This is a genomic window from Aeromicrobium piscarium (assembly GCF_007421815.1).
GTDB lineage: Bacteria > Actinomycetota > Actinomycetes > Propionibacteriales > Nocardioidaceae > Aeromicrobium > Aeromicrobium piscarium.
In genome coordinates, this window is the sequence record NZ_VLNT01000005.1 from 89975 (window position 1) to 116447 (window position 26473).

The 26473-nt window shown below is 68.3% G+C and carries 20 protein-coding genes; 4 read left to right on the forward strand and 16 right to left on the reverse strand.

Annotation, left to right across the window (positions count from 1 at the left end; genetic code table 11):
- The first annotated feature begins 25 nt into the window (after nt 1–25).
- Complete coding sequence (locus tag FNM00_RS08295; RefSeq protein ID WP_143912976.1) at nt 26–526, forward strand: MarR family winged helix-turn-helix transcriptional regulator; 501 nt, start codon at nt 26–28, stop codon at nt 524–526.
- 150 nt (nt 527–676) lie between these two features.
- On the opposite strand, the gene FNM00_RS08300 is transcribed toward FNM00_RS08295, so the two are convergent.
- From FNM00_RS08300 to FNM00_RS08330, 7 genes are all read right to left on the reverse strand, one after another.
- Entirely contained in the window at nt 677–1093 is a 417-nt protein-coding gene (locus FNM00_RS08300; protein ID WP_143912977.1) for a DUF1810 domain-containing protein, read from the reverse strand.
- A gap of 231 nt (nt 1094–1324) precedes the next feature.
- Entirely contained in the window at nt 1325–3007 is a 1683-nt protein-coding gene (gene ettA / locus FNM00_RS08305) for an energy-dependent translational throttle protein EttA (RefSeq protein WP_143912978.1), read from the reverse strand.
- A 336-nt stretch (nt 3008–3343) separates the two neighbouring features.
- Entirely contained in the window at nt 3344–4894 is a 1551-nt protein-coding gene (locus FNM00_RS08310) for a GTPase (RefSeq protein WP_143912979.1), read from the reverse strand.
- Nucleotides 4891–6600, reverse strand: coding sequence for a dynamin family protein (locus FNM00_RS08315; protein WP_143912980.1), 1710 nt, complete (start codon nt 6598–6600; stop codon nt 4891–4893). The genes FNM00_RS08310 and FNM00_RS08315 overlap by 4 nt, the downstream gene beginning before the upstream one ends.
- Nucleotides 6601–6658: 58 nt before the next feature.
- Nucleotides 6659–6853 (reverse strand): Trm112 family protein, encoded by a 195-nt coding sequence (locus FNM00_RS08320; protein ID WP_143912981.1) that lies wholly within the window; start codon nt 6851–6853, stop codon nt 6659–6661.
- Between the two features lie 223 nt (nt 6854–7076).
- A complete protein-coding gene (locus FNM00_RS08325) occupies nt 7077–8435 on the reverse strand; it encodes a phosphomannomutase/phosphoglucomutase (protein WP_221933649.1) in 1359 nt (452 codons plus the stop codon).
- Complete coding sequence (locus tag FNM00_RS08330) at nt 8432–8773, reverse strand: DUF3499 domain-containing protein (RefSeq protein WP_143912982.1); 342 nt, start codon at nt 8771–8773, stop codon at nt 8432–8434. Before FNM00_RS08330 ends, FNM00_RS08325 begins: the two co-directional genes overlap by 4 nt.
- A 48-nt stretch (nt 8774–8821) precedes the next feature.
- On the opposite strand from FNM00_RS08330, the gene FNM00_RS08335 reads away from it, so the two are divergent.
- Nucleotides 8822–9265 (forward strand): metallopeptidase family protein, encoded by a 444-nt coding sequence (locus FNM00_RS08335; RefSeq protein WP_143912983.1) that lies wholly within the window; start codon nt 8822–8824, stop codon nt 9263–9265.
- Between the two features lie 236 nt (nt 9266–9501).
- Here FNM00_RS08335 and tuf read toward each other — a convergent pair whose 3' ends face one another.
- The 7 genes from tuf to FNM00_RS08370 form a co-directional block, all read right to left on the reverse strand.
- Nucleotides 9502–10695 carry an elongation factor Tu gene (gene tuf, locus FNM00_RS08340; RefSeq protein WP_143912984.1) on the reverse strand — a complete coding sequence of 398 codons (1194 nt, stop codon included), beginning with the start codon at nt 10693–10695 and terminating at the stop codon, nt 9502–9504.
- A 92-nt stretch (nt 10696–10787) separates the two neighbouring features.
- Nucleotides 10788–12899, reverse strand: coding sequence for an elongation factor G (gene fusA, locus FNM00_RS08345; protein WP_143912985.1), 2112 nt, complete (start codon nt 12897–12899; stop codon nt 10788–10790).
- A gap of 72 nt (nt 12900–12971) precedes the next feature.
- The gene (rpsG, locus tag FNM00_RS08350) at nt 12972–13442 is read right to left on the reverse strand and encodes a 30S ribosomal protein S7 (protein ID WP_143912986.1); all 471 of its coding nucleotides are present in this window, start codon (nt 13440–13442) and stop codon (nt 12972–12974) included.
- Nucleotides 13442–13816 carry a 30S ribosomal protein S12 gene (gene rpsL, locus FNM00_RS08355; protein WP_087622693.1) on the reverse strand — a complete coding sequence of 125 codons (375 nt, stop codon included), beginning with the start codon at nt 13814–13816 and terminating at the stop codon, nt 13442–13444. The genes rpsG and rpsL overlap by 1 nt, the downstream gene beginning before the upstream one ends.
- Nucleotides 13817–14283: 467 nt before the next feature.
- Nucleotides 14284–17121 carry an FAD-binding and (Fe-S)-binding domain-containing protein gene (locus tag FNM00_RS08360; protein WP_143912987.1) on the reverse strand — a complete coding sequence of 946 codons (2838 nt, stop codon included), beginning with the start codon at nt 17119–17121 and terminating at the stop codon, nt 14284–14286.
- Nucleotide 17122: 1 nt separating this feature from the next.
- Nucleotides 17123–17812: a GntR family transcriptional regulator gene (locus tag FNM00_RS08365; protein ID WP_143912988.1), complete on the reverse strand. Its 690-nt coding sequence runs from the start codon at nt 17810–17812 to the stop codon at nt 17123–17125.
- Between the two features lie 42 nt (nt 17813–17854).
- Nucleotides 17855–19144 carry a hydroxyacid-oxoacid transhydrogenase gene (locus FNM00_RS08370; protein ID WP_143912989.1) on the reverse strand — a complete coding sequence of 430 codons (1290 nt, stop codon included), beginning with the start codon at nt 19142–19144 and terminating at the stop codon, nt 17855–17857.
- 139 nt (nt 19145–19283) lie between these two features.
- On the opposite strand from FNM00_RS08370, the gene FNM00_RS08375 reads away from it, so the two are divergent.
- Nucleotides 19284–20441 carry a hypothetical protein gene (locus tag FNM00_RS08375; RefSeq protein ID WP_185973052.1) on the forward strand — a complete coding sequence of 386 codons (1158 nt, stop codon included), beginning with the start codon at nt 19284–19286 and terminating at the stop codon, nt 20439–20441.
- 136 nt (nt 20442–20577) lie between these two features.
- Here FNM00_RS08375 and FNM00_RS08380 read toward each other — a convergent pair whose 3' ends face one another.
- Entirely contained in the window at nt 20578–21063 is a 486-nt protein-coding gene (locus FNM00_RS08380; RefSeq protein ID WP_185973053.1) for an NUDIX hydrolase, read from the reverse strand.
- A 17-nt stretch (nt 21064–21080) separates the two neighbouring features.
- Between FNM00_RS08380 and FNM00_RS08385 the strand changes: the two genes are divergently transcribed.
- Nucleotides 21081–22223: an acyltransferase family protein gene (locus tag FNM00_RS08385; protein ID WP_143912992.1), complete on the forward strand. Its 1143-nt coding sequence runs from the start codon at nt 21081–21083 to the stop codon at nt 22221–22223.
- 398 nt (nt 22224–22621) lie between these two features.
- Here FNM00_RS08385 and FNM00_RS08390 read toward each other — a convergent pair whose 3' ends face one another.
- Nucleotides 22622–26443 carry a DNA-directed RNA polymerase subunit beta' gene (locus FNM00_RS08390; RefSeq protein ID WP_143912993.1) on the reverse strand — a complete coding sequence of 1274 codons (3822 nt, stop codon included), beginning with the start codon at nt 26441–26443 and terminating at the stop codon, nt 22622–22624.
- Nucleotides 26444–26473 lie beyond the last annotated feature (30 nt).

Here is a 26473-nt window from a genome sequence, read left to right on the forward strand (position 1 = left end):
TGCTCTTCTTCCAGGCGATGGCGGCATGAGCGAGCGCAGCGCCGGCCTCGAACTGACCGAGGTCAACGAGACCCCGTGGTTGTCCCGTCAGCAGCAGGAGATCTGGCGTTCCTTCCTGGGCGGCTCGACCGTGCTCATGGATCAGCTGGACCGTGATCTGCGCCGGGAACACGGCCTGTCGATGTCGGAATACGAGATCCTCGTCCGCCTCTCGGAGGCTCCGGCGCGCTCCATCAGGATGGCCGAGCTCGCAGCCCTCGTCGCTCACTCGCGCAGCCGCATCACCCACACCATCGCCCGCTTGGAGAAGGCGGGCATCGTCGCACGGGATCAGTGCAGCACGGACGGACGCGGCGTCACCGCCACGTTGACCGACCACGGATTCGGCGTCCTGGCCCATGCCGCTCACACGCACGTGCGCGGCGTCCACACGTACCTGCTCGGCAACTCCACTCCCGAAGAGTTCGCCGCGCTCGGCCGCATCATGGAACGCATCAGCGCCCAGCTCGGCGGCCGCACCTTCTGATCTCGCCCACGAGCGGTAGGGCTTCAACCTCTCCTCTCCCGTGGCGGTAGGTCCTCAACCCCTCGTCCTGCGTGGCGGTAGCCGATGAACCTCACCGCGCCCTGATGAGGTTGAGGATCTACCGCCGCCGGCCCGGTCGAGGGCGCCCGTTCAGGTCAGCAGCGCGAGGCTGCGGTCGTCTCGCTCGCCGTCATACAGCCGATCGAGCACGGTGACGAACACGGGTTCGGCAGGATCGGCCAGCTCGAATAACGTCATGCTGGACCGCAGCTTCAGCGCGTCGATCTGGCCCAGGAGCGCGACCGGGTCACCCTCGAACGCGGCGGCGACCCCACTCGCCTCGAGCAGTCGCGGTCCGAGCACTCGATGTGCGAGGTACTCGCGGGCCTCGTCCAGCGAGGCGATGCCGTAGCGCTGCGCCATCGGGCTGGAACCCAGTCCGAGCAACTGCGGGAACACGAACCACATCCAATGCGTGCGCTTGCGACCAGCGCGCAGTTCGGCCACGGCGCGCTCGTACGTGCCTCCGTCGTCCTGCGCCTCGACGAAACGATGCAGATCGTCCATACCGCCATGGTCGGGCCTCCGCTCCCGCTCCGCACATCGCCTCCCTCACCCGAGCGGTGAGTTACGCACCCCTCGCGCGTCGGGGCGGTGGGCTACGCACCCCTCAGCACGGTCGAGAGGTGCGCAAGTCACCGCCCACGAACGCGAGAGGTGCGTAACTCACCGCCCAGTCGCGAGGAGGTTCAGTCGCGGGTCCAGACGGCGCAAGCGCCGCTGTGGTCACCTCACGACTCAGTCGCGGGTCAGACGGCGGTGCGTGACGCGGTGGGGACGGGCGGCCTCGGCGCCGAGGCGCTCGACCTTGTTGGCCTCATAGGAGGCGAAGTTACCCTCGAACCAGAACCAGTTGCCCGGCTCCTCGTCGGTGCCCTCCCACGCGAGGATGTGGGTTGCCACGCGGTCCAGGAACCAGCGATCGTGCGAGGTGACCACGGCGCAGCCCGGGAAGTCCAGCAGTGCGTCCTCGAGGGCCGACAGGGTCTCGACGTCCAGGTCATTGGTCGGCTCGTCGAGCAGCAGCATATTGCCGCCCTGCTTGAGCGTCAGGGCGAGGTTCAGGCGATTGCGCTCACCGCCGGAGAGCACGCCGGCCTTCTTCTGCTGATCCGAGCCTTTGAAGCCGAAGGACGCCACATAGGCGCGGCTGTTCATCTCGAAATTGGCGACCTTGATGAAGTCCAGGCCCTCCGAGACGACCTCCCACACGTTCTTGTTCGCGTCGATATTGGCGCGGGTCTGATCGGCATAGCTGATCTTGACCGTCTGGCCGACGGTGAGCGAGCCGGCATCGGGCTGCTCCGAGCCGGTGATCATCCGGAACAGCGTCGTCTTGCCGACGCCATTAGGACCGACGATGCCGACGATGCCCGCGCGCGGCAGCGAGAACGAGATGTCGTCCCACAGCGTGCGGCCCTCGAAGCCCTTGGTGAGCCCCTTGGCCTCCAGCACCACGTCGCCGAGGCGCGGTCCCGGCGGGATATTGATATCCGTGGTGTCGATCTTGCGGGCCTTCTCGGCCTCCGCGGCGAGCTCCTCGTAGCGGGCGAGGCGCGCCTTGCTCTTGGCCTGGCGGCCCTTGGCATTGGACCGCACCCATTCGAGTTCCTTCTCGAGCATCTTGGCGCGCTTGGCGTCCTTCTGCCCTTCGATCTTGAGGCGATCCTTCTTGGTCTCCAGATAGGTGGAGTAGTTGCCCTCATATCCGTGGATCTGGCCGCGGTCGACCTCGGCGATCCACTGGGCGACGTTGTCGAGGAAGTACCGGTCGTGGGTGACGGCGAGGACGGCGCCCGGGTAGTTCTTCAGGTGACCCTCGAGCCACTGGACGGACTCGGCGTCCAGGTGGTTGGTGGGCTCGTCGAGGAGCAGCAGGTCGGGCTGCTGGAGCAGCAGCTTGCACAGAGCCACGCGACGGCGCTCGCCACCGGAGAGATGGTCGACGAGGGTGTCCGGCGGCGGGCAGCGTAGCGCGTCCATCGCCTGGTCGAGGCGCGAGTCCAGCTCCCAGGCGTTGCTCGCGTCGAGATCGGTCTGCAGCTCACCCATCTCGGCGAGCAGGGTGTCGTAGTCGGCGTCGGGATCGGCGAGCTCCTCGCTGATCTGGTTGTACCGATCGAGCTTGCCCTTGATCTCGCCGACGGCCTCCTCGACATTCTCCAGCACCGTCTTGCCCTCGGTCAGCGGAGGCTCCTGCTGAAGCATGCCGACGGTGGCATCCGGGTCACGGACGAGGTCGCCGTTATTGGGCTGCTCGAGTCCGGCCATGAGCTTGAGCAGGGTGGACTTGCCCATGCCGTTGGGACCGACGACGCCGATCTTCGCGCCGTGGAGGAACGAGAGGGTGACATTGTCGAGGACGACCTTGTCGCCGTGGGCCTTGCGAACGTTGCGCAGTGTCAGGATGTACTCAGCCATGGTCGTTCCAGCCTAGCGAGCCGCCCCCGATCCCGAACCGGGGCCCGTCAGTGGAGAGGATGTGCCCCGCCGGGCTGTACAGGCTCGGGTGCCGCTGAGCCACACGCAGGATGTGCTTCGGTGGTCGTCATAGCAACCACCGAAGCACATCCTGCGTGAGCAACGGCCCGGCTGACGCACCTCCGGTGGGTGGCGCACCCCTGCACAACCGGGGCGGTGAGAGGTGCACCTCTCGCCGACCGCGGCGGTGAGAGGTGCACACCTCACGGTGCGTGAGACGTGCGTAAGTCACCACCCAGGCCCGTGAGACGTGCGTAAGTCACCGCCCCAGGCGGGTCAGCCGGCCGCGTCGCGCACGCCGGTGCGGAACCGCTCATAGGCGGCGAGCTCGGACTCCATCCGGCCGACGAGCTCGTCGTCGACGACCTGCGCCACGACATCGCGCAGCCGTTGCTCGACCTCTCGCTCACGCCCCCGCGCGGACGCACGCACCGAGGAACGAGCGGCCCAGGTCATCACCGCGCCGCCGATGGCACCGACCGCGGCGACCCACACAGCCAGCGGCAGTCCGATCAGCCGTGGCCCGGACGCCACCACACCGGTGACTCCCAGCACGAACCAGCCGAGTCCGAGAACCAGAGCAGCCAACAGCACCCACTGCGCCACCGCCACGATCGGCCACCAGCCGGGAGGCGAGGACGGACGCAGGTCGACCGCGCGGACGGCCGCATCGATGCGGTTGACCGTGCCGCCGCTGCCCGAGGCCGCCCGGATCATCGAGACCCGCCACGGCTCCGCGGCACCTTGCACGGCCGACTCCGCGGCCTCGCGGATGGCCAGCTCCGCACGCGCCTCCTCGACCGGCGTGGGCCGCAGATCGTCCTCGGCACCCTCGCCGGGGGAAGGCCGGGACCCACGCGATGCGAGTTTCAGCGGCGGCCACTCGGTCGCCGCCGTCCCCGCGCGCAGGTGCGCCGCACCCGCCGCCTCGGCCAGCTGGTGCGCACCGGTGCTCTCGTGCAGCGCGTCCACGAGACGCTCCCGGTCACCGCTCTGCAGGCCACGCGGCGCTGCCGCGCCACCCGCGCTCTCCAGGCTCTCGGCCGCGGCGCGTGCCTCGGCGGCCAGACGCACGGCCGCGGCATCCTTCGCCGCCGTGCGCCGCGCGATCTCGGTCCGCAGCTGATCGAGCCCGAGACCCGACCTGGCCGACGTGGCGATGACCGGAACGCCGGTGAGCCCCTCGCGATCGAGGAGACGCCGCAGGTCGGTCAGAGCGATCTGGCGATCGGTCTCGCTCAGGCGGTCGATCTGGTTCATGACCACGACCGTGGTCTCACGGTGGCGCGACAGCGGATGCAGATAGCGCTCGTGGATCGCCGCATCGGCGTACTTCTGGGGATCCAGCACCCACACGAACAGATCGGCGAACTCCACCACCCGATCGACCTCGAGCTGATGGGCGTCCACCACCGAGTCGTGATCGGGCATGTCCAGCAGGACCAATCCGTCGAAGACCGAATCCGTGTCATCGCCGAGCGGTCCCTGGCGGGTGAGCTGATGGCGCGGCGGCACGCCGATCCAGTCGAGGAGCTCGGAGGCATCGTTGGGCCCCCAGGTGCAGGCGAGAGTCCACGAGGTAGTGGGGCGCTTGACGCCGACACCGGCCAGATCGATGCCGCTCAGCGCGTTGAACAACGACGACTTGCCCGAGCCCGTCGCGCCGCCCAGTGCGACGATCGTGTACTCGGCGGAATTGCGGAGCCTTACCGACGCGCGCGACAACGCGTCGCGGGCCGTCTCGAGCTGGTCATCGCGCAGACGCCCCTCGGCGGCCGCGACGGCATTCTCCAGGGCCGTGAGCCGATCCTTCAATGGCGTTCTCACAGGCCCTCCTCGGTGTCTCGTCGGATATCGGCCGCCAGCCGGACGGCGTCGGTTCGGTTGGCGAGACGCCGCAGGTCACGCTGCGCCGAGCGCACGGTCCGCGGCTCGGGCACGAGCCGGGTGAAGCGATCGGCCTCCGCGTCGAACAACGTCTCAACCCGCCCGGCGAGGTCGGCGGCGGCGCGGTCGGCCAGCTCGCGCACGGCGTCCTCGCCGAAGGCCTCCTGCAGGGCTCGTTGCGCGGCGACGGCGGCTCCGATGCCGGCCTCTGTTCCGGTCACCCCGCCGAAGCCGGCGAAGACCGCGACCATGAGCGCCACTCCCCCGGCGTTCACTCCGCGTGCGGCGGTCGTGGCCTGCGACGCGGCCTCACCGTCTCGTTCGGCGAGGAGCTCGCGCACGTGCTGCTGCCATTCGCGGCTGACACGCTCGGCATCCGTCGCGAAACCGTTACCGGCACGTCCGAGATCCTGATATTCGTCCAGGAGCGCCCTCCCGGCGTGATGTGAGGCCCACGCACGCACGGCCTCCTCCGCGGCACGCTCAGCGCGCTCCACGAGGAGCAGCGCGAGACCGCTCCCCAGCACGGAGTCGACGGCCTCGGCGTCCGCGGCGGGCGAGCGCTCCCGGCGCGTGTCGAGAGGGCCGCGCAGGCCCAGCAGCTCGCCATCGGCCGCGAGCTGCTGCCAGCGAGCGAGCACCTCGCCACGCAGCACCGTGCCATCGGTCGCCGATGAGACGGCCTCGTCGCGGGCCCGCCGGTAGACCGACTCGATATCGGCGGTCAACGCATCGGCGGCCTCGGCCTGCTCGTCGAGCTCGTCGGCGAGATCGCGAGCGGTGAAGACATCGTGGCGGATGGCGCCGTGCAAGGTGGCCGCGATGATCGTGCGGCGCCCCACCAGGTCGGCCGCCAGGTCCTGCAACCACAGCACGATCTGGCCGACTTCGTCGAAGGGGAGCATCCCGCGTCCGTCGACGCGTGACTCGCGGACGGTGAACAGCGGCGAGTCCGAGAGCCCCCGCGCCGTCATCATGCGCGCGAGATGCCGCCGGACATCGTCGACTCCCTCGGCTGGTGCTCGGTCCAGCACGACCGCGACCGATGCGCTGCGCTCGGCGGCACGGCGCAGGTAGTCCCAGGGCACTTGGTCGGCGTACCGCGCGGCCGACGTGACGAACAGCCACAGATCGGCAGCGGCGAGCAGCTGCTCCGCCAGTTCGCGGTTGCCGACGTCGACCGAATCGATGTCCGGAGCGTCGAGCAGCGCGATGCCCGCCGGCACCGTCGGGCTGCTGACCTGCCGCAGCGCGTAGACCTCCTGCACGTTCTCGTCGGTGCGCTTGAGATCGGGGAGCACGCGGTCGGAGCCGAACCAATCCGCGTCATCGGGATGATGCACCAGCACCGGAGTGCGGGTGGTGGGCCGCAGCACGCCCGAGTCGCTCACATGGCGCCCGACGATCGAGTTGACCAGGGTCGACTTGCCCGCGCCCGTCGATCCCCCGACGACGACCAGCATGGGAGCGTCGAGACGCTTGAGTCGCGGTACCACGAAATCGGAGAGCTGATCGGCGACCTCGCGGCGCAGCTCCTTCGCGTGGTCGACGCGTGGTGTCGACAGCCGCAGCGGGACGGTACGCACGGCACCGAGCAGGTCCTCGGTGGCGGTCAGCAGTTCGCCGATGCCGGGTTCGCTGGCCACCCTCAACTCCTCGCGCCTGGACTTGGTGTCATCGTGTCAAGACTATGCGACGCGGCGATCAACCGGGCGCATTCGCCGCAGGATCGGGCAGCGAACGTGCCTCATCGACCAGCATGATCGCGATGTCGTCGCGGACCGGGTAGGCCAGCGCGCACGCATTGCACACCAGCTCATCCGCGTCGGCGTCCACGAAGAGCGTGGAACGACACTGGGGACACACGAGGATCTCCAGAAGCGCGGGGTCGAGGTTCATGGGTCCAGCCTAGGGCGTGTCGCGGAAGTCCGCGTGAGTGGCCCGGACGGCATCCGCGCCCGGCTGACAAGGCCGAGGGCCGAAGCCATACCAGTGTCGTCTCGCGAGGACCGAGAACGCCGTCAGACGGGATGCGGGGCCGTTCGGACGCCGCGGGGGCTTCGGCGAGACGCCCAGGGGCGTACGGTGCCTCGCCCGGGGAGGCGCACCACCCCGTCGAGGGTCAGGAGCGGATCAGCTCGAGCAGATCGTCGCGCACCCGCTCCATGGTGGGCGCGTCATCGGCCTCGACATTGAGACGCAGCAGCGGCTCGGTATTGGAGGCCCGGACGTTGAACCACCAGGTGTCGGCGGTGACGGTGAGGCCGTCAAGCTCGTCGAGGGCGTAGCTGCCGTAGCGCTCACGCAGTGTCGCGAGCACGGCCTGCTGGTCGGCCACGGTGCTGTTGATCTCCCCTGAGGCCGTGTACCGCTCGTAGGACGTCATCAACGCCGACAACGGCTGATCGGTCTCGGCGAGCGCCGCCAGCACGTGCAGCGCGGCCACCATGCCCGAGTCGGCCAGGTAGAAGTCGCGGAAGTAGAAGTGGCCCGAGTGCTCGCCGCCGAACACCGCATCCGTGCGTGCCATCTCGGCCTTGATGAGCGAGTGACCGACCGGCGTGCGGACGGGGACGCCTCCGGACTCGCGCACGATCTCCGGTACGGCACGCGAGCAGATGACATTGTGCAGGATCGTGGCACCCGGGTGATCGGCGAGATGCCGCGCGGCGATGAGCGCCGTGATCGCGGACGGCGAGACGGGTTCACCCCGTTCGTCGATCACGAAACACCGGTCGGCATCGCCGTCGAAAGCGAGTCCCAGGTCGGCGCCCTGATCGCGGACCGCGGCCTGCAGGTCGACGAGCGTGGAGGGATCCAGCGGGTTGGCGTCGTGATTCGGGAAGCTGCCGTCGAGCTCGAAGTACATGGCGCTCAGCCGGATCGAGGGGAGGCCGTCGAAGACCGCGGGAACGGTGTGACCGGCCATGCCGTTGCCGGCATCGGCCACCACCGCCAGAGGCCGGTCGCCGACCGGCACGAGCCGGTGCAGCAGGTCGGCGTACTCGCTGAGGAAGTCGCGCTCGGTGCGGGTTCCGCGCGGTTCCGCGGGCTCGGCGCCCAGGTGCTCGCTCGCGAGCTCGGCGATGGCGCGCAGACCGGTGTCGAAGCCGATCGGGCGTGCCCCCGCTCGGCACAGCTTCAGTCCGTTGTATTGGGCGGGGTTGTGGCTCGCCGTCACCATCACGCCCGCCACGTCCAGACGCCCGGAAGCTGCGTAGAGCTCATCGGTGGAGGCGAGGCCGATATCGACGATGTCTCCCCCGCGGGAGCGGATACCGTCGCCGACGGCCCTCGCGAGGCCCGGGGAGGATGAGCGCATGTCGTGGCCGATCACCGCCGCGCCACGGCCCTCGCTGATGCCGACCTCGTCGGCGAAGGCGCTGCCGAGGGCGCGCGCGATCGGCTCGGAGAGCTGTTGGGGTGCCAGCCCGCGCACATCGTAGGCCTTGACGATGGGGGACAGCGCGGGATCGATCACGGGTGGTCGGGCCTCACGAGACGCAGGGGTGGACGGGACGGTTCGGCCGGCTCCTGAGTGACCGGGCGGGTGCCCACCTCGCGCACCGCCTCGGCGAGGGCGACGAGATCGTCGACCGAGGGTTCGGGCGGCTCGGCGGTGGCCGACGCCAGCCGCACCACCTGCCAGCCTTGAGGTGCGGAGAGACGGGTCGCATGCTCGGCGCACAGGTCATAGGAGTGCGGTTCGGCGTACGTGGCCAGCGGGCCGAGGATGACGACGGAGTCGCCGTAGTCGTAGGTGAGCGTCGCGACAGCGGCCTGTGAACAGCCTGTGCGCGTGCATCGTCTCGGTCCCACGTCCCGAGGATATCCGGCGGGTCAGACGCCGGGCGATAGGCTCACCGCATGCCCGGCTCCCGCCGTCCCGTCCACGGTCCTCGTCCCGGTCGCCCGCGCGACCGACGGGGTCGCGGTCCGCGGGGACCGCTGTCGCTGGCGGGCCCCCTCTCCCCTCGCGGCGTGCCGGCCGACCGGACGCCGCGGCAGTCCTTCGACCTCGTCGTGACCGATGTCCTCGCGAGCCTGCAGCGGCAGGAGCCGCCCGCTGCCCCGCCGGTCGAGGTCGTCGTCGAGGAGGCGCCGCTGCTTCCCGGCGACTGGACCGATGCCGTCCCCACGAGCAGCATCAACCCGCGCGGGGCCGGACATCGGATCGTGATCTACCGGCTGCCGATCACGACCCGCGCGCGCACCCCCGAGGAGCTGACCCTCCACGTGGTCGATGTCTTGCTGCACCGGCTCGCCGATGCCTGGGACGTCTCCCCCGACGACCTCGACCCGCCCACCTGACCACCTCGACCCTGCACCGTGCGGTGAGCAGTCAACCACCCTGGCACCCCCGACTCGCTCGACCCGCCGAGCATTCCGCGAGTGGTGCACATTCGCCCTCAAGTCGACGTTCCGAGGGCGAAACTGCACCACTTGCGATAAGGACGCCCCGACGCCACCTGCCCGGCCGGGGACATGACGAAGCCCCCGGGTCCGATGGACCCGGGGGCTTCGTTCAGCAGATCAGCGCGTCGAGATCACTTGAGGATCTTGGTGACACGACCGGCACCGACGGTACGGCCGCCCTCGCGGATAGCGAAGCGCAGGCCGTCCTCCATGGCGATCGGCTGGATGAGCTGCACCGACATCTCGGTGTTGTCACCCGGCATGACCATCTCGGTGCCCTCGGGCAGCGTGACGACGCCCGTGACATCCGTGGTCCGGAAGTAGAACTGCGGACGGTAGTTGTTGAAGAACGGCGTGTGACGGCCGCCCTCGTCCTTGGACAGGATGTACACCTGGCCCTCGAACTCCGTGTGAGGAGTCGTGGTGCCCGGAGCGATCACGACCATGCCGCGCTCGACATCTTCGCGCTTGGTGCCGCGCAGGAGCAGACCGACGTTCTCGCCCGCCTGGCCCTCGTCGAGGAGCTTGCGGAACATCTCGATGCCGGTGACGGTGGTGGTCTGCTTGTCATCGCGGATACCGACGATGTCGACGGTGTCGTTGACCTTGACCACGCCGCGCTCGATACGGCCGGTGATGACCGTGCCGCGACCGGTGATGGTGAAGACGTCCTCGACGGGCATGAGGAACGGCTTGTCCGTCTCACGCTCGGGAGTCGGGATGTACTCGTCGACCGCGTTCATGAGCTCGAGGACCGACTCGGCCCACTTCTCGTCACCCTGCAGCGCCGGGTGAGCGGCGACGCGCACGACCGGCACGTTGTCGCCATCGAAGTCCTGATCACTCAGGAGCTCACGGACCTCCATCTCGACGAGCTCGAGGATCTCCTCGTCGTCGACCATGTCGCACTTGTTGAGCGCGACGACCATGGCGGGAACGCCGACCTGGCGGGCCAGGAGGACGTGCTCACGGGTCTGGGGCATGGGGCCGTCGGTGGCCGCGACCACGAGGATCGCACCGTCCATCTGCGCCGCGCCGGTGATCATGTTCTTGACGTAGTCGGCGTGACCGGGGCAGTCGACGTGGGCGTAGTGACGGTTCTCCGTCTGGTACTCCACGTGCGCGATCGAGATCGTGATGCCGCGCTGACGCTCTTCGGGCGCCTTGTCGATCATGTCGAATGCGGACGCCTCGTTGAGGTCCGGGTACTTGTCGTGCAGCACCTTGGTGATCGCCGCGGTCAAGGTGGTCTTGCCGTGGTCGATGTGACCGATGGTGCCGATGTTCATGTGCGGCTTGGTCCGCTCGAACTTCGCCTTAGCCACTTGGGGCTCCTCCTGGATTGATTGTTGCTGTTGAACGCCGTGTGGTCACCCGCGGACGAGTACCTCAGGCCACCTTAATGGATGGTCCGCTGTTACTCGCCGCGGGCCTTCTTGATGATCTCCTCCGCCACGGCCTTCGGAACCTCGGCATAAGAGTCAAACTGCATCGAGTACGAGGCGCGGCCCGAGGTCTTGGACCGCAGATCGCCGACGTAGCCGAACATCTCGGACAACGGAACCAGGGCCTTGACCAGCTTGGCTCCGCCGTATCCCTCTTCCATGGACTGAACCTGTCCACGGCGGGAGTTGATATCACCGATCACATCGCCCATGTAGTCCTCGGGCGTCGTGACCTCGACCGCGAACATGGGCTCGAGGAGGACCGGGTCGGCCTTGCGAGCGGCCTCCTTGAAGGCCATGTTGCCGGCCAGCTTGAACGCGAGCTCGCTGGAGTCGACGTCGTGGTAGGCGCCGTCCTCGAGGGTGACCTTGACGTCGACCATCGGGTAGCCGGCGAGCACGCCGAACTCCATGGCGCCCTGCGCACCCTGGTCGACCGAGGGGATGTACTCCTTCGGCACGCGGCCGCCGGTGACCTCGTTGACGAACTCGTAGCCGCCCTCGCCGCCGGCATCGGCCCCGTTGGGCGCGACGCCGATGACGACCTTGGCGAACTGGCCCGAGCCACCGGTCTGCTTCTTGTGCGTGTAGCTGTGACCGGTGATCGTCTTGCGGATGGTCTCGCGGTAGGCGACCTGCGGCTTGCCGACATTGGCCTCGACGCGGAACTCGCGCTTCATGCGGTCCACGAGGATGTCGAGGTGGAGCTCGCCCATGCCGGCGATGATGGTCTGGCCGGTCTCCTCGTCGGTGTGGACCTGGAAGGTCGGGTCCTCCTCGGCGAGCTTCTGGATCGCGACGCCGAGCTTCTCCTGGTCACTCTTGGTCTTGGGCTCGATGGCGACCTGGATGACCGGATCGGGGAAGGTCATCGACTCCAGCACGATCGGGTGCGCGGAATCGGCGAGCGTCTCACCGGTGGTGGTGTCCTTGAGGCCCATGACGGCCACGATCTGCCCGGCGCCGACGGACGCGATCTCCTCGCGCTTGTTGGCGTGCATCTGGTAGATCTTGCCGATCCGCTCCTTGCGGCCCTTGGTGACGTTGAGCACCTGGGTGCCCGCCTCGAGACGGCCGGAGTAGACGCGCACGAAGGTCAGCTTGCCCAGGTGCGGGTCCGTGGCGATCTTGAAGGCCAGGCCGGCGAAGGGGGCGTCCTCCGACGGGGGACGCGTGTCCTCGAGGGACTCGTCCTTGGCGTCGTGGCCCTTGACATCGCCGACATCGATCGGCGAGGGCAGGAAGTCGACCACCGCGTCGAGCAGGGGCTGGACGCCCTTGTTCTTGAAGGCGGTGCCGCACAGCACGGGGTTGAGGGCGGTCGACAGCGTGGCGCGACGGATCGCGGCCTTCAGCTGGTCGACGCCGATGTCCTCGCCCTCGAGGTACAGCTCGGCGATCTCGTCGTCGACATCGGAGAGGGTCTCCAGCAGCGCCTCGCGGGCCTCGGCGGCACGATCGGCGAGATCGGCGGGGATCTCCTCGATGTCGTAGTCCTCGCCGATGCTCGTCTCGCCGCGCCAGGTCAGGGCGCGCATGCCGACGAGGTCGACGACGCCGATGAAGTCCGACTCGGCGCCGATCGGCAGCTGCAGGACCAGCGGGGTCGCACCGAGGCGCTCGCGGATGGTCTTGACGCAGAAGTCGAACGAGGCGCCCGTGCGGTCGAGCTTGTTGACGAAGCACATGCGCGGCACGCCGTACTTGTCGGCCTGACGCCAGACGGTCTCGGACTGCGGCTCGACACCGGCGACGCCGTCGAAGACCGCGACCGCGCCGTCGAGGACGCGCAGCGAGCGCTCGACCTCGACGGTGAAGTCGACGTGCCCGGGGGTGTCGATGATGTTGATCTGGTTGTTCTTCCACCAGCAGGTCGTCGCGGCGGACGTGATGGTGATGCCGCGCTCCTGCTCCTGCTCCATCCAGTCCATGGTGGCGCCACCGTCGTGCACCTCACCGATCTTGTAGGTGATGCCGGTGTAGAAGAGGATGCGCTCGGTCGTGGTCGTCTTACCGGCATCGATGTGCGCCATGATGCCGATATTGCGGACGCGCTTGAGATCAGTGGTGATATCTGTTGCCACGAGTTTGGTTGCTTTCCTTGGTTGCGGAGCAGGTGGCCGGCGCGGCGCTGTAGAGCCGCGCCGGAACGGCGATTACCAGCGGTAGTGGGCGAAGGCCTTGTTGGCGTCGGCCATCTTGTGGGTGTCCTCGCGCTTCTTGACGCTGGCGCCGAGGCCGTTGCTGGCGTCGAGGAGCTCGTTCATCAGGCGCTCGGACATCGTCTTCTCACGACGCTCGCTGGAGTACTTGATGATCCAGCGCAGCGCGAGGGTGGTCTGACGGGCCGGACGGACGTCGACGGGGACCTGGTAGGTCGCGCCACCGACGCGGCGGCTCTTGACCTCGAGGCTCGGCTTGACGTTGTCGAGCGCGCGCTTGAGGGTGATGACCGGATCGGTGCCGGTCTTCTCGCGGGTGCCTTCGAGCGCGCCGTAGACGATGCGCTGAGCGACCTGCTTCTTGCCGTCCAGGAGGACCTTGTTGATCAGCTGGGTGACCAGCTGGCTGCCGTAGACCGGATCGGTCTCGATGGCACGCTTGGGAGCGGGGCCCTTACGAGGCATCAGCTCTTCTCCTTCTTCGCGCCGTAGCGGCTGCGAGCCTGCTTGCGGCCCTTGACGCCCTGGGTGTCGAGCGAGCCGCGGATGATCTTGTAACGAACACCCGGCAGATCCTTCACACGACCACCGCGCACGAGCACGATCGAGTGCTCCTGGAGGTTGTGGCCCTCGCCGGGAATGTAGGCAGTGACCTCGGTCCCGCTGGAGAGCCGCACACGAGCAACCTTGCGCAGCGCCGAGTTGGGCTTCTTGGGCGTCGTGGTGTACACGCGGGTGCACACGCCTCGCCGCTGGGGCGAACCCTTGAGAGCTGGCGTGCTGTTCTTGGCCACCTTGGTCTCACGACCCTTGCGGACCAACTGGTTGATCGTGGGCACTACATGCTTCTTTCTGCTGACCGATGTTGTTGCCTGAAAAGGTGACGCGGGCGTTGGTGACACGCTTCTTCATCGCCGGGCACACGCGTCGGCCTGATAGGAATCAGGCACAGCGCAATAGCCTACCGGAGGCGATCAGACGGGTCAAAATCGCGGTACCCGTCACCGGCTGCCAGTCTACGTGGTGACCCCAATCGTCCCGCCGCGCGGGGGCGGATTCCGGGAGCCGGCGAAGGAGCGCCAGCGACGGAAACGCCGCAAGTGACCCGCCCCGTGGCGGTAGGCCACCAACGCTACGTAGCCCGCCCTCCATCGTCGGCGGTAGCTCATCAACCCCATTCCAGACCGGTGAGGTTGACCACGTACCTCCGTCGAGTGCGTAAGGTCGACCAGCTACCGCCACCGAAGGACGGCTCAGTGCGACTGTCGGGCCAGCGACTCGGCCGACATGCCCAGAGCTTGTCGACTCACCTGGTCTCTCGGTGCAGTAGCTCGGCCAAGTGCAGGCTGTGGACGTCGGTGAGGTCGTCGATCTGGGTGCGGCAGCTGAATCCGTCGGCGAGCACGATCGCTCCGGCCGGCGCCTCACGCAGCGCCGGCAGCAATTCGGTCTCGGCGACCGCCACCGACACCTCGTAGTGTCCCTTCTCGACACCGAAGTTGCCCGCCAGCCCGCAACACCCACCGAGCCGGGTGACCGTCGCGCCCATCCGCTCCAGTAGCGCGAGATCGGGATCGAAGCCGAGGACCGAGGCGTGGTGGCAGTGCGGCTGCACCACGACGGTGCGGCCGGTGAGATCGGGCGCCTCCCACTCCTCGTCCCGTGCCAGCAGCTCGGCGAGGGTGAACACGCCCCCGGCGACCTCAGCGGCTCGCGGATCGTCGAGCAGCTCCACAGCATCCGACCTCAGCACCGCCAGGCACGACGGTTCCAGGCCCACCACCGGCACGCCGGCGGCGACATAGCCGTGCAGCTGCTCCACCGCACGGCCGACGAGCTCTCGGGCCGCGTCGAGCTGCCCCGTGCTGATCCAGGTGAGCCCGCAGCACTGCGGCCGTTCGAGCAGCTCGACCGTGTAGCCCGCGTGCTCCAGCACGTCGACCGCGGCGCGGCCCGAGGCGGTGGAGAAGTACTCGGTGAACGAGTCGGCCCACAACAGCACCCGCTTGCCGCCGGCGGACCCGCGACGCTCCCCCAGCTCGCGGGTGAGCGTCCGAGTCGCGAACCGCGGCAGCCCTCGGCGCTGATCGACCCCGGCGACCCAGCGCGCCAGATGCACGATGCCCGGCACGCGCAACGCGATATTGGTCAGGCGGGCGAACGGAGCGCCGATCCTCGCCCAGAACGGCAGCCTGCCGAGCAGGTAGTGGCTGCGCGGACGGCGGCGACCTCGATAGGTCTGATGGAGCACCTCGGCCTTGTAAGTGGCCATGTCGATCCCGGTCGGACAGTCGCTGAGGCACCCCTTGCAGGACAGGCAGAGGTCGAGGGCCTCGTGGACCTCCGGGCTGCTCCAGCCGCCGGTCACCTGGCGACCGTCGACCATCTCCTGGAGCACCCGGGCGCGCCCACGGGTGGAGTCCTTCTCATCTCGCGTCGCCTGGAAGGACGGGCACATGACTCCGCCACTGGCCTGATTGGCGGCGAGGCACTTGCCGACACCCGTGCAGCGGTGCACGGCCGCACCGAAGCTGCCGTCATCGTGCACGAGGCGCAGACCACCCGGCCGCGCGGACGGCATGCCGAGGTCCCACGTGCGGTGCTGGCTACGCAGATCGGCGTCGAGCGGACGTGGGTCGACGAGGACACCGGGATTGAGCAGCGAGTCCGGATCGAAGAGGTGCTTGACTCTGCCGAGCAGCGACATCGCCTCGGGCGAGTACATCAGCGGCAGCAGCTCCGATCGGGCCCGCCCGTCACCGTGCTCTCCGGAGAAGGAGCCGCCGTGCGAAGCGGCGAGCCGGGCGGCGTCGAAGAGGAAGTCGCGGAAGACCGCATGCCCGCCGCCCGCGTCGAGATCGAAGTCGATGCGGACGTGCACGCATCCGTCGCCGAAGTGACCGAACGGCACTCCCTGGACGTCGTACTCGCGCATCAGTGCCTCGAACTCGCGCAGGTAAGCACCGAGATGCTCCGGCGGGACCGCGGCATCCTCCCATCCCGAGAGCGCCGGGCGATCCAGGGCACGTCCGGCGAGTCCCGCACCCTCCTCGCGGATGCGCCAGAGCACACCCTGCTCGGCCGGGGACGTGACATGGCGGTGTCCGAGGGCGTTGGCGGCCCGCACGACCTTCGCCCCGCGGTCCGCGAGCTCCGCCGCATCATCTCCGGACAGCTCCACATAGAGGTACCCGCCGCCATCGGGCAGATCCGGCACCGACGCCGGTCCCTTGGCGGCGCGGAACACCTCGACGATGCGAGCGCCCAGTCCCTCGCAGGCGGTCGGCGAGAACGGCAGGACGGCGGGGGTGTCGTCCGCCGCCTCCGCCATCGAGGGATAGGCCAGGACCACCAGGTGACGGTGACTCGGCGTGCGGACGAGGTCGACGGTGGCGCCGAGGGTGAGCGCGAGCGTCCCCTCGGTGCCGGCCATGAAGGAGCCCGCGTCGAACTGCCGTTCCGGCAGCAGGTGCTCGAGGCTGTAGCCGGAGACCTGGCGGCCGAAGCGGCCGAACTCGGTGCGGATCGTGGCCAGATCGGTGCCGACCAGGTCGCGCAACCGGGCGAGCGTCGGCGAGTCGACCGGCACGTCCCGCCCGGCCTGGAAGCGCTCGCCTCCGATCGTGAGCAGATCGAGTGCCGCGACATTGTCGGCGCTGCGGCCGTAGCCGAGGGCACGATTGCCGCAGGCGTTGTTGGCGATCATCCCGCCGACGGTGCAGCGCGTGTGAGTCGACGGATCCGGGCCGTAGCGCAGCCCGTGCGGCGCGGCGGCTCGCTGGAGCACCGCGTGCACGACACCTGGTTGCACCTCGGCGGTGCCCGTGGCGGGATCGATCGCCAGGACGCGGTTCATGTGCCGGCTGAAGTCGAGGACGATGCCCGTGCCGACCGCGTTGCCGGCGATGGACGTGCCCGCACCGCGTGCCGTGATGGGGGTGCCGGTGGCAGCGGCGACCGAGGCGACCGCCATCACCTCGTCGATGTCGTGGGGCCTGACCACCACGTCGGGCACGACGCGATAGAGCGAGGCGTCCGTGCTGTAGAGCGCGCGAGTGAGCGAGGAGTCGTCGACATCCCTCAGTCCTGCACGGCGCAACTCGGCGGCCACGTCGAGAGCGAGCCCAGTCGTCATGAGTAGCATGCTACTCGCCTGAGGGGCTCCGCAGCCGTTCGGCCCAGGTCTCGTCGATCTCTCCCTCGGACAGTTGGCGCATGAGCAATGTGCCGGTATGCACGAGGTGCTCCCGCATCGCCCGCGCCGCCGCGGCGGGCTCCGCCGCACAGACCGCTGCCACGATCGCGTCGTGTTCCCCGGCGATATCGCGCATGGTTCGTGAACGGCCGATCGTGGAGGCACCGCGCACGTGGATGAGATCGCGCAGGCGCTCGATCTCGGCGACCAGGTGCCGGTTGCCGACCGCCGAGGCGATCAGCGCGTGCAACCGTCGATCGGCCGCGCCGAAGGCGGTGGTGTCATCGGTGGCCGCGAGCTCGTGCAGCCGAGCGGAAGCCTCCTTGAGCTCCACCAGCAGTGCCTCCTCCGCGGAGCCGGCCGCATGGGCCGCCGCCGGGACCTCGATGAGCAAGCGCAGTTCGAAGACATCGCGGACGTCCTCGGCGGTCACACCGCGGATCCGGATGCCACGGTTCCGCTCGACGGTGACGAGCCCGGCATCGGCCAGTCGGAGCACGGCCTCGCGCACCGGAGTACGGGAGACGCCGAGCTCGCCGGCGAGCTGGTAGACCGAATGCCGCGTGCCGGCCGCCAGTTCCCCGGAGAGGATCGAGGCACGCAGCATCGCGAAGACCCGCTCCGTCGTCGTCTGCCGCACGCTGTCATCCTCCCACCGCAGGGGCGGAGCAGCGCTCGGCGGCTACCAGAGTTCGAGGGACGAGGACAGGATCGCGGCGGCGTCGTCCTCGGTCACGGCCTTGGGCGCGGTGGTCAGCAGACGCTGCTGCTTGAGCGTGCCCTCGACGAGCGCCGGCACGTCGTCCGCGCCGAACCCGATCTCGGCCAGGCCATTGGGGATGCCGACATCGCGCATGATCGAGCGCAGAACCGCCGGCAGCAGCTCGGCGGGGTCGTCGGCGCGGGCATCGGGGTCGAGTAGCCGTGCCGCCCGCACATGCCGGTCCGGATCGGCCTCGAAGGTGAAGGCGAACGCTGCGGGCGCGGTGAGCGACACGGCCATGCCGTGAGGCACCATCGCGTGGTCGGCGTCGTAGCCCTCGGGCCGGAAGCCCTCGGGAACCTGGCCGGCGATCGGATAGGCATTGGCGTGCGGGATGTGGACGCCCGCATTGCCGAATCCCAGACCCGCGAAGGTCGCCGCGAGCGCCATCTGCTCACGGGCCCGCTCGTCGTCACCGTGGCGTACGGCGTTGCGGAAGGAGTCCGCCATCAGGCTCAGGGACTTCTCGGCCCAGAGATCGGCGATCGGATTGGCGCCGCAGTAAGGCACCCGCTCATGGGCCTGCTTGTGCTCATAGGAGGTGTACGGGCGGGCCGTGTAGCTCTCCAGCGCGTGACAGAGGATGTCGAGGCCGGCGGCAGCCGTGACGCCAGCGGGCTGCGTCATCGTCAGCTCTGGATCGACCACGGCGAAGGCCGGGCGCAGCCGCGCGTGTGAGATGCCGCTCTTGACGTGCTGACTGATGACGTCGAGAACGCAGATGGTGGTGCTCTCGCTGCCGGTGCCCGTGGTCGTCGGCACGGCGATGAGCGGCAACAGCGGGTGTTCCGGCGCGCGCCCGCCGCCGACGGGAGCGTTGACATAGTCCATCAGCTCGCCGTCATTGGTCAGCAGGAGGTTGACGGCCTTGGCGGTGTCGATGCTGCTGCCGCCGCCGAGGGCGATGACCGCGTCGAAGGGGGCGGCTGCCCGTGCGAACTCGACGGCGTCGATCAGGCTCGCATCGGTCGGCTCGACCCGCGACCGGTCGTACAGGACGGCCTCGCCGCCGGACTGCTCGATGCTGCTCACCAGCTCGGCCGGGGCCCCGGTGGCGGCGACCTGCGGGTCGCTCACGACCAGTACCCGGCGGGCACCGAGCTGGGCGATGTCATGCGCGATCTCATGGCGCGCCCCGCGCCCGAACTTCAACTGAGGCGCTCCGTAGGTGAAGACGGTCTCGGGATGGTCGGGGACGAAGCTCGACACAGGGTGCTCCTTCGACGGCTGCCGGTGTGCCTGCAGGATACGCGCGCGGACGCCTCGGCGAGCGCCTCACCCCGGTGCGCGTCGACGGTTATGCGACACCCCCTAGTCTTGTGCGGAGTCGAACAAGCACGAGCGCGAGGTGGACATGTACCGCAGGCTGACCGTCGCCGCAGGCCTTTTCGCCGCACTGGTGGCGGTGACCGCCTGCGATCCGGGGTCCCCTTCGCCGAACCCCACCGCGACCGCGTCCTCGACGGAGGACTCGAACGAGGACCGCGTCGAGAGCCACGAGTCCGGTCCCGAGAGTCCTATCGTCTACGGGATGGTGGTGCCGCGCGGTGCGGTGCAGCTCGGCCCCCTCGCGCGGGTTCGCAGTGAGGACCTGGTCAACACCTACCGTCCCGATCTGGAGGCCGTGCTCGCCGAGAAGGCCGCGGAGGAGGCGGCCGAGAACGAGACCGATCCCCCGGACGAGACGACTCCGGAGGAGGAGGCCAGCCCCACTCCGACGCCGACTCCCACCGATGTCCGCCCCGAGCGCGACACCTTCGCCGATCTGGAGGACCCGCCGCGACCGGACAGCGTGATCTCGGTGATGCGCATCGACGACGACCCGACCACCGTGACCCGGGCGATGCTCGCCCAGATCGCCGCGCTGCTGCCCGATGAGGAGATCGTCACCGACGACCTCAGCGAGTACTGCACCGCCGAGAACGATCGCATCGATCACTGCGGGGTGGACGTGACCGGCACGACCCCCGGTGACCGCGAGGTGCGCGTGCAGCTCGATATCGACCCCGGCGACGTGCAGACGCGCACCGGCAACGCGTACTCCCAGGAGCACCCGGTGATGGTGCTTGAGGTGTCCTACGTCGGCGACCCGCGCGAGGGCCAGGAGAACACCGAGTCCGAGCAGCTCGGCGACCTCCCCTCGATCGACACGCCCGAGGAGTCGGGACTGATCTGGCCCAAGATGGACGTGGACGCGCCCGGCGACGGCCCCCTGCTAGGCGAGTGGGCGGCGCCGGAGGACGACACCGTCCTGCTCACCGGCAGCGACCCCGCCTTCGCCTTGACCTTCTCGCTGCGCTCCACCGAGGGGGCGGCGGTGGCCCAGGGCTACATCACCGACATGACCGGCGTCGAGGAGCCCGCACGCGATGTCGTGGCCGATCTCAACGAAGTCATCGCGGTGTACACGGCTCAGGCCCCGGATGGCACCACCGCGCGGGCCGTGCATGTGGTGTCCGCGCGCGGCAACTACGTCTTCCTGTTCGCCGAGCCGCCAGCCCAGTGAGCCGCACCGCGGTGGGGTGTCATCACCCAGAGCGGCGGTAGGCCCTCAACCCCATCGGGGCTCGATAACGTTGCTGGCCTACCTCTCCCTGGACCGAGAGGTTGATGATCTACCGCCCCGAGGGCGGGATGGATCGTCAGCGGTAGTCGTCGAGGCGCTCGAGGACGTAGTCGACGACCGGCAGCGTCCACATGCCGGGAACCTCGCCGAGCGGCACCCAGAGAGCCTGCTCGGTCGTGCCGTCCACCTCCACTACCCGCGGCTCGACGCCGGGCACGATGTCGACGGCGTACAGCACGTGGACACCGTGATAGTCCTCGTATCGGTCGTCGCGCCCGTGGTCGACGATGTGCAGCGAGTGGATGTCGACGAGGCGGACCGTCCGCGCCTGCTGAGCCGTCTCCTCGTAGAGCTCGCGCCGCACGGCATCGCGCGGGGACTCTCCGTGATCGACTCCTCCGCCGGGAAGCGCCCAGGCCGTCGCCGGATAGCCGCGGGCCGAGATCTGGGTGAGCAGCAGCTCGCCGGGGTCGCGGACGACCACTGCATAGGCCCCGAGCCGCTGCGTGCGGTGCGCGTCCCCGATGCCCGTTCCTGTCGTGGAGCCGTCTTCGGAAGTCACCGCTAGAGTCAACCACGATGTCCCCACTGAGTCCCCTCCCGCATGCCGAGCGATCCGGACCCCGCGAACGGATCGCCTATCTCGACAACGCACGATTCTGGGTCATGCTGGTCGTGGTCATCGGGCACTTCCTCACCGATCTGGTCGTCATGGACTCCGCGCGCGGGCTCTACACGTGGATCTACCTGTTCCACATGCCCTTCTTCGTGCTCATCTCGGGCTACACGGCGCGTCACTATGTGGGTGACTTCCGCCAGGTGCGCCGGATCGTCTCCACCCTGATCGTGCCCTATCTGATCGTCGAGACGGCGCTGCAGCTGATGACCTGGCACTACGATCGCGACCCCGAGCGGCTGATGATCCTGTCACCGCAGTGGGTGGGCTGGTTCCTCGCCGCGCTCTTCGTCTGGCGGCTCACGACACCGATCTGGCGGGCCTTGAAGTACCCGATCACGACCTCGATCATCATCTCCCTCGCGGCCGGCATGATCGAGATCCCCAACACCCTGGCCCTGCACAAGGTGCTCGGGTTCCTGCCGTTCTATGTCATCGGCCTGCACTTCAACCGCGAGCTCTTCCTGCGGCTCACCACACTCAAGTACCGGGTGATCGGCGCCGCGCTTCTCCTGGGATCTCTGGTCTTCTGCCTGGCCTTCGCCAGCCACCTGACGGTCATGAGCCGCTGGCTGCTGTGGCGCGTGCGCTATGACGAGCTCGGTGTCTCGCTCGTGGAGGGCGTCCTCGTGCGCGGTCTGCTCATCGCCGCTGGGCTCGTGCTGGCGCTGTCCGCGCTGGCGCTCGTCCCCCGGGCGAAGTCCTGGACGACCGATCTCGGCTCGCGGACGCTCTACGCGTACCTGCTGCACGGCTTCGTCATCATCTGGCTGGATCGCCAGTTCGGCCTGTGGGCCGCCATCGAACCCTACGGAGCGGTCGCCGTGCTCGGTTGTGTGGGAGTCGGCGCGGTCCTCGCCATCGTGCTGATGACCAAGCCGGTCGGCACCCTGTTCCGTCCGATCTTCGAGCCCAAGCTCACGTGGATGTTCCGCGACCCGTCCCAGGACGTGCACCACCCGCAGTCGGACGTGCCGGTGTGGAAGCAGCCGCGCGATCCGCGCGATGAGCCCCCGCAGCCTCCCCTCATGCGCGTCATCCGCTGAGCCGGGCTCGCTCCGCAGCATTCCGGTGCCGACGCACCACCCGCTGCGGTGGCGGTACACCAGCACCCTCTCGTCCCGACTGGAGGTAGGCCAGCAACGTTATCGGGCGCCGGTGGGGTTGATGGCGTACCGCCGCTGCGGGGGCGGGTGCCGACGTCACCTCACCTCACCTCACGATCGACGGAGGATGTGCTCTCGTGGCTGCTCTGGCAACCGTAGAAGCACATCGCCAGTCGGACACCCATGCACGATGTGCCTCTGTGGTCGCGATGGCAGCCGTCGAAGCACATCGTGCGTGGTCTCCGCGCCGCGGCGGCCCGGGAAGAAGCTCGCACACCATCCCCGACACCGCGAGAGGCCCCCACCAGCGGTGCTGGTGGGGGCCTCTCGCGTACGGGTCAGTTGTCGAAGGACGTGAAGTCGAAATCGTCCAACGCGACCGGGGCAGCATCCGACGGACCGAACTGGTAGTCGAAGCTGTCGTAACCGGCGACCGCGTAGGCGTTCTGACGCGCCTCCTCGGTCGGCTCCACCCGGATGTTGCGGTAACGGTCCAGACCGGTACCCGCCGGGATGAGCTTGCCGATGATGATGTTCTCCTTCAGGCCACGCAGCGAGTCCGACTTGCCCTGGATCGCGGCCTCGGTGAGCACCCGCGTCGTCTCCTGGAAGGACGCGGCCGACAGCCACGACTCCACGGCGAGCGACGCCTTGGTGATGCCCATGAGCACCGGGCGAGCCGACGCCGGCTGGCCGCCCTCGGCGACCACGCGACGGTTCTCCTCCTCGAACAGCGCACGATCGGCCAGATCACCGGGGATCAGCTTGGCGTCACCCTGCTCGATGACCGTCACGCGACGCAGCATCTGGCGCACGATGATCTCGATGTGCTTGTCGTGGATGGCCACACCCTGCGAGCGGTAGACCTCCTGCACCTCGTCGACCAGGTGCTCCTGCGCACGACGGACACCGAGGATGCGCAGAACCTCCTGCGGATCGGGCGTGCCGTGCGTGAGCTGCTGACCCACCTCGACCGAGTCACCGTCGCGCACCAGCAGACGGGCACGCTTGGTGACCGGGTACTCGACCGGCTCCGAGCCGTCATCGGGCGTGACGATGATCTTGCGCGTCTTGTCGGTGTCGTCGATCTCGATGCGACCGGCGGCCTCCGTGATCGGCGCACGCCCCTTGGGCTGACGAGCCTCGAAGAGCTCCACGACGCGCGGCAGACCGTGCGTGATGTCGTCACCGGCCACACCACCGGTGTGGAAGGTACGCATCGTCAGCTGGGTGCCGGGCTCGCCGATCGACTGCGCGGCGATCGTGCCGACCGCCTCGCCGATGTCGACGAGCTTGCCGGTCGCGAGCGAGCGGCCGTAGCACTTGGCACACGTACCGGTCTTCGCCTCGCAGGTCAGGACCGTACGGACCTTGATCTGCTCGACGCCGGCCGACACCAGCTGGTCGATGACCACGTCACCGAGGTCACCGCCGGCCTCCACCAGCACCTCACCCGTCTCCGGGTGGGTGATCTCGGTGGCCGCGTTGCGGGCGTACGCCGAGGTCTCGACGTTCTCGGCCTTGACGAGAGTCCCGTCGTCGAGCCGCTCGGCGATGACCTTGGGCAGACCACGCTCGGTGCCGCAGTCCTCCTCGCGGATGATGACGTCCTGGCTGACATCGACCAGACGACGGGTCAGGTAACCCGAGTCGGCCGTGCGCAGCGCGGTGTCCGCCAGACCCTTACGCGCACCGTGCGTCGCGATGAAGTACTCGACGACCGACAGGCCCTCGCGGTAGTTCGCCTTGATCGGACGCGGGATGATCTCGCCCTTCGGGTTGGCCACCAGGCCTCGCATCGCGGCGATCTGACGCAGCTGCATCATATTGCCGCGGGCACCGGAGTTCACCATCATGTAGATGGGGTTGTCGATGTCGAAGGTCTCGCTCATCGCATCGGCGACCTCGGACGTGGCCTGGGTCCAGATCTCGATGAGCTCCTGGCGACGCTCGTCCTCGGTGATGAGACCGCGGTCGAACTGCTGCTGCACCTTGGCCGCCTGGCCCTCGTACTTGGCGAGGATCTCCGGCTTGGAGGACGGGCTGACGACATCGTCCATCGAGATGGTCACACCCGAGCGGGTGGCCCAATGGAAACCGGTGTCCTTCAGGTTGTCCAGCGCGACGGCGACGTCGACCTTGCTGTACCGCTCGGCCAGGTCGTTGACGATCGTGCCGAGCTCCTTCTTGCCCACCTGGTAGTTGACGTACGGGTAGTCCGCAGGCAGCTGCTCGTTGAAGATCGTGCGACCGAGCGTGGTGCTGACCAGCTCACCCTCGCGGCGGATCTTGACCTTGCTCTGCAGCGTGATCTCACCACGCTCGAAGGCCATCTGCGCCTCGGCCGAGGAGCTGAACGCGCGACCCTCACCGGGGTGACCGTCGCGATCCAGCGTCAGGAAGTACAGACCGATGATCATGTCCTGCGTGGGCATGGTCACCGGACGACCGTCCGAGGGCTTCAGGATGTTGTTCGTGCTGAGCATGAGGATGCGGGCCTCGGCCTGCGCCTCCGCGCTCAACGGCAGGTGCACGGCCATCTGGTCGCCGTCGAAGTCGGCGTTGAAGGCCGAGCAGACGAGCGGGTGGATCTGGATGGCCTTGCCCTCGATGAGCTGCGGCTCGAAGGCCTGGATGCCCAGACGGTGCAGCGTGGGCGCGCGGTTCAGCAGCACGGGGTGCTCGGTGATGACCTCTTCGAGGACGTCCCACACGACCGGTCGGGCGCGCTCGACCATGCGCTTGGCGCTCTTGATGTTCTGCGCGTGGTTCAGGTCGACCAGGCGCTTCATCACGAAGGGCTTGAACAGCTCCAGCGCCATCTGCTTGGGCAGACCACACTGGTGCAGCTTGAGCTGCGGGCCGACGACGATGACCGAACGGCCCGAGTAGTCGACACGCTTGCCGAGCAGGTTCTGACGGAACCGACCCTGCTTGCCCTTGAGCATGTCCGAGATGGACTTGAGCGGACGGTTGCCCGGACCGGTGACGGGACGACCGCGACGACCGTTGTCGAAGAGCGAGTCGACGGCCTCCTGCAGCATGCGCTTCTCGTTGTTGACGATGATCTCGGGAGCACCGAGATCGAGGAGGCGCTTGAGGCGGTTGTTGCGGTTGATGACCCGGCGGTACAGATCGTTCAGGTCGCTCGTGGCGAAACGGCCACCGTCGAGCTGGACCATCGGACGCAGCTCCGGCGGGATCACCGGGACGGCGTCGAGGACCATGCCCTCGGGGTGGTTGTTGCTGCCCATGAACGCCGAGACGACCTTGAGCCGCTTGAGCGCGCGGGTCTTGCGCTGACCCTTGCCCGTGGCGATGATCTCGCGCAGCTTCTCGGCCTCGAGATCGAGGTCGAAGTCCTGCAGGCGCTTCTGGATCGCCCGAGCGCCCATGAAGCCCTCGAAGTACTTACCGAAGCGGTAGGTCATCTCGCGGTAGAGCATCTCGTCGCCCTCGAGGTCCTGGACCTTGAGGTTCTTGAAGCGATCCCAGACGGCCTCGAGACGGTCCAGCTCACGCTGAACACGGTCGCGACGCTGCTTGGCCTCGCGCTCCGCGGCATCCTTGACCTTGCGCTTGGCATCGGCCTTGGCGTCCTCGGCCTCGAGCTGCTTGAGGTCTTCCTCGAGCTTGGCCATGCGCTCGTTGACCTCGTTGTCACGACGGTTCGCGAGCTGCTGGCGCTCCATGTCGATCTTGGCCTCGAGCGAGGACAGATCGCGGTGACGAGCGTCCTCGTCGACCCAGGTGATCATGTACGCGGCGAAGTAGATGACCTTCTCCAGGTCCTTCGGCGCGAGATCGAGCAGGTAGCCCAGGCGGCTCGGCACACCCTTGAAGTACCAGATGTGCGTGACCGGGGCGGCGAGCTCGATGTGGCCCATCCGCTCACGGCGGACCTTCGAGCGCGTCACCTCGACGCCGCAGCGCTCGCAGATGATGCCCTTGAAGCGCACGCGCTTGTACTTGCCGCAGTAGCACTCCCAGTCCCGGGTAGGACCGAAGATCTTCTCGCAGAACAGGCCGTCGCGCTCGGGCTTGAGCGTGCGGTAGTTGATCGTCTCGGGCTTCTTGACCTCACCGAACGACCAATTGCGGATGTCGTCGGCGGTCGCGAGGCCGATCTTGAGCTGATCGAAGAAGTTCACGTCGAGCACGTTGTCTTCTTTCCCTTTCGAAATTCTGTG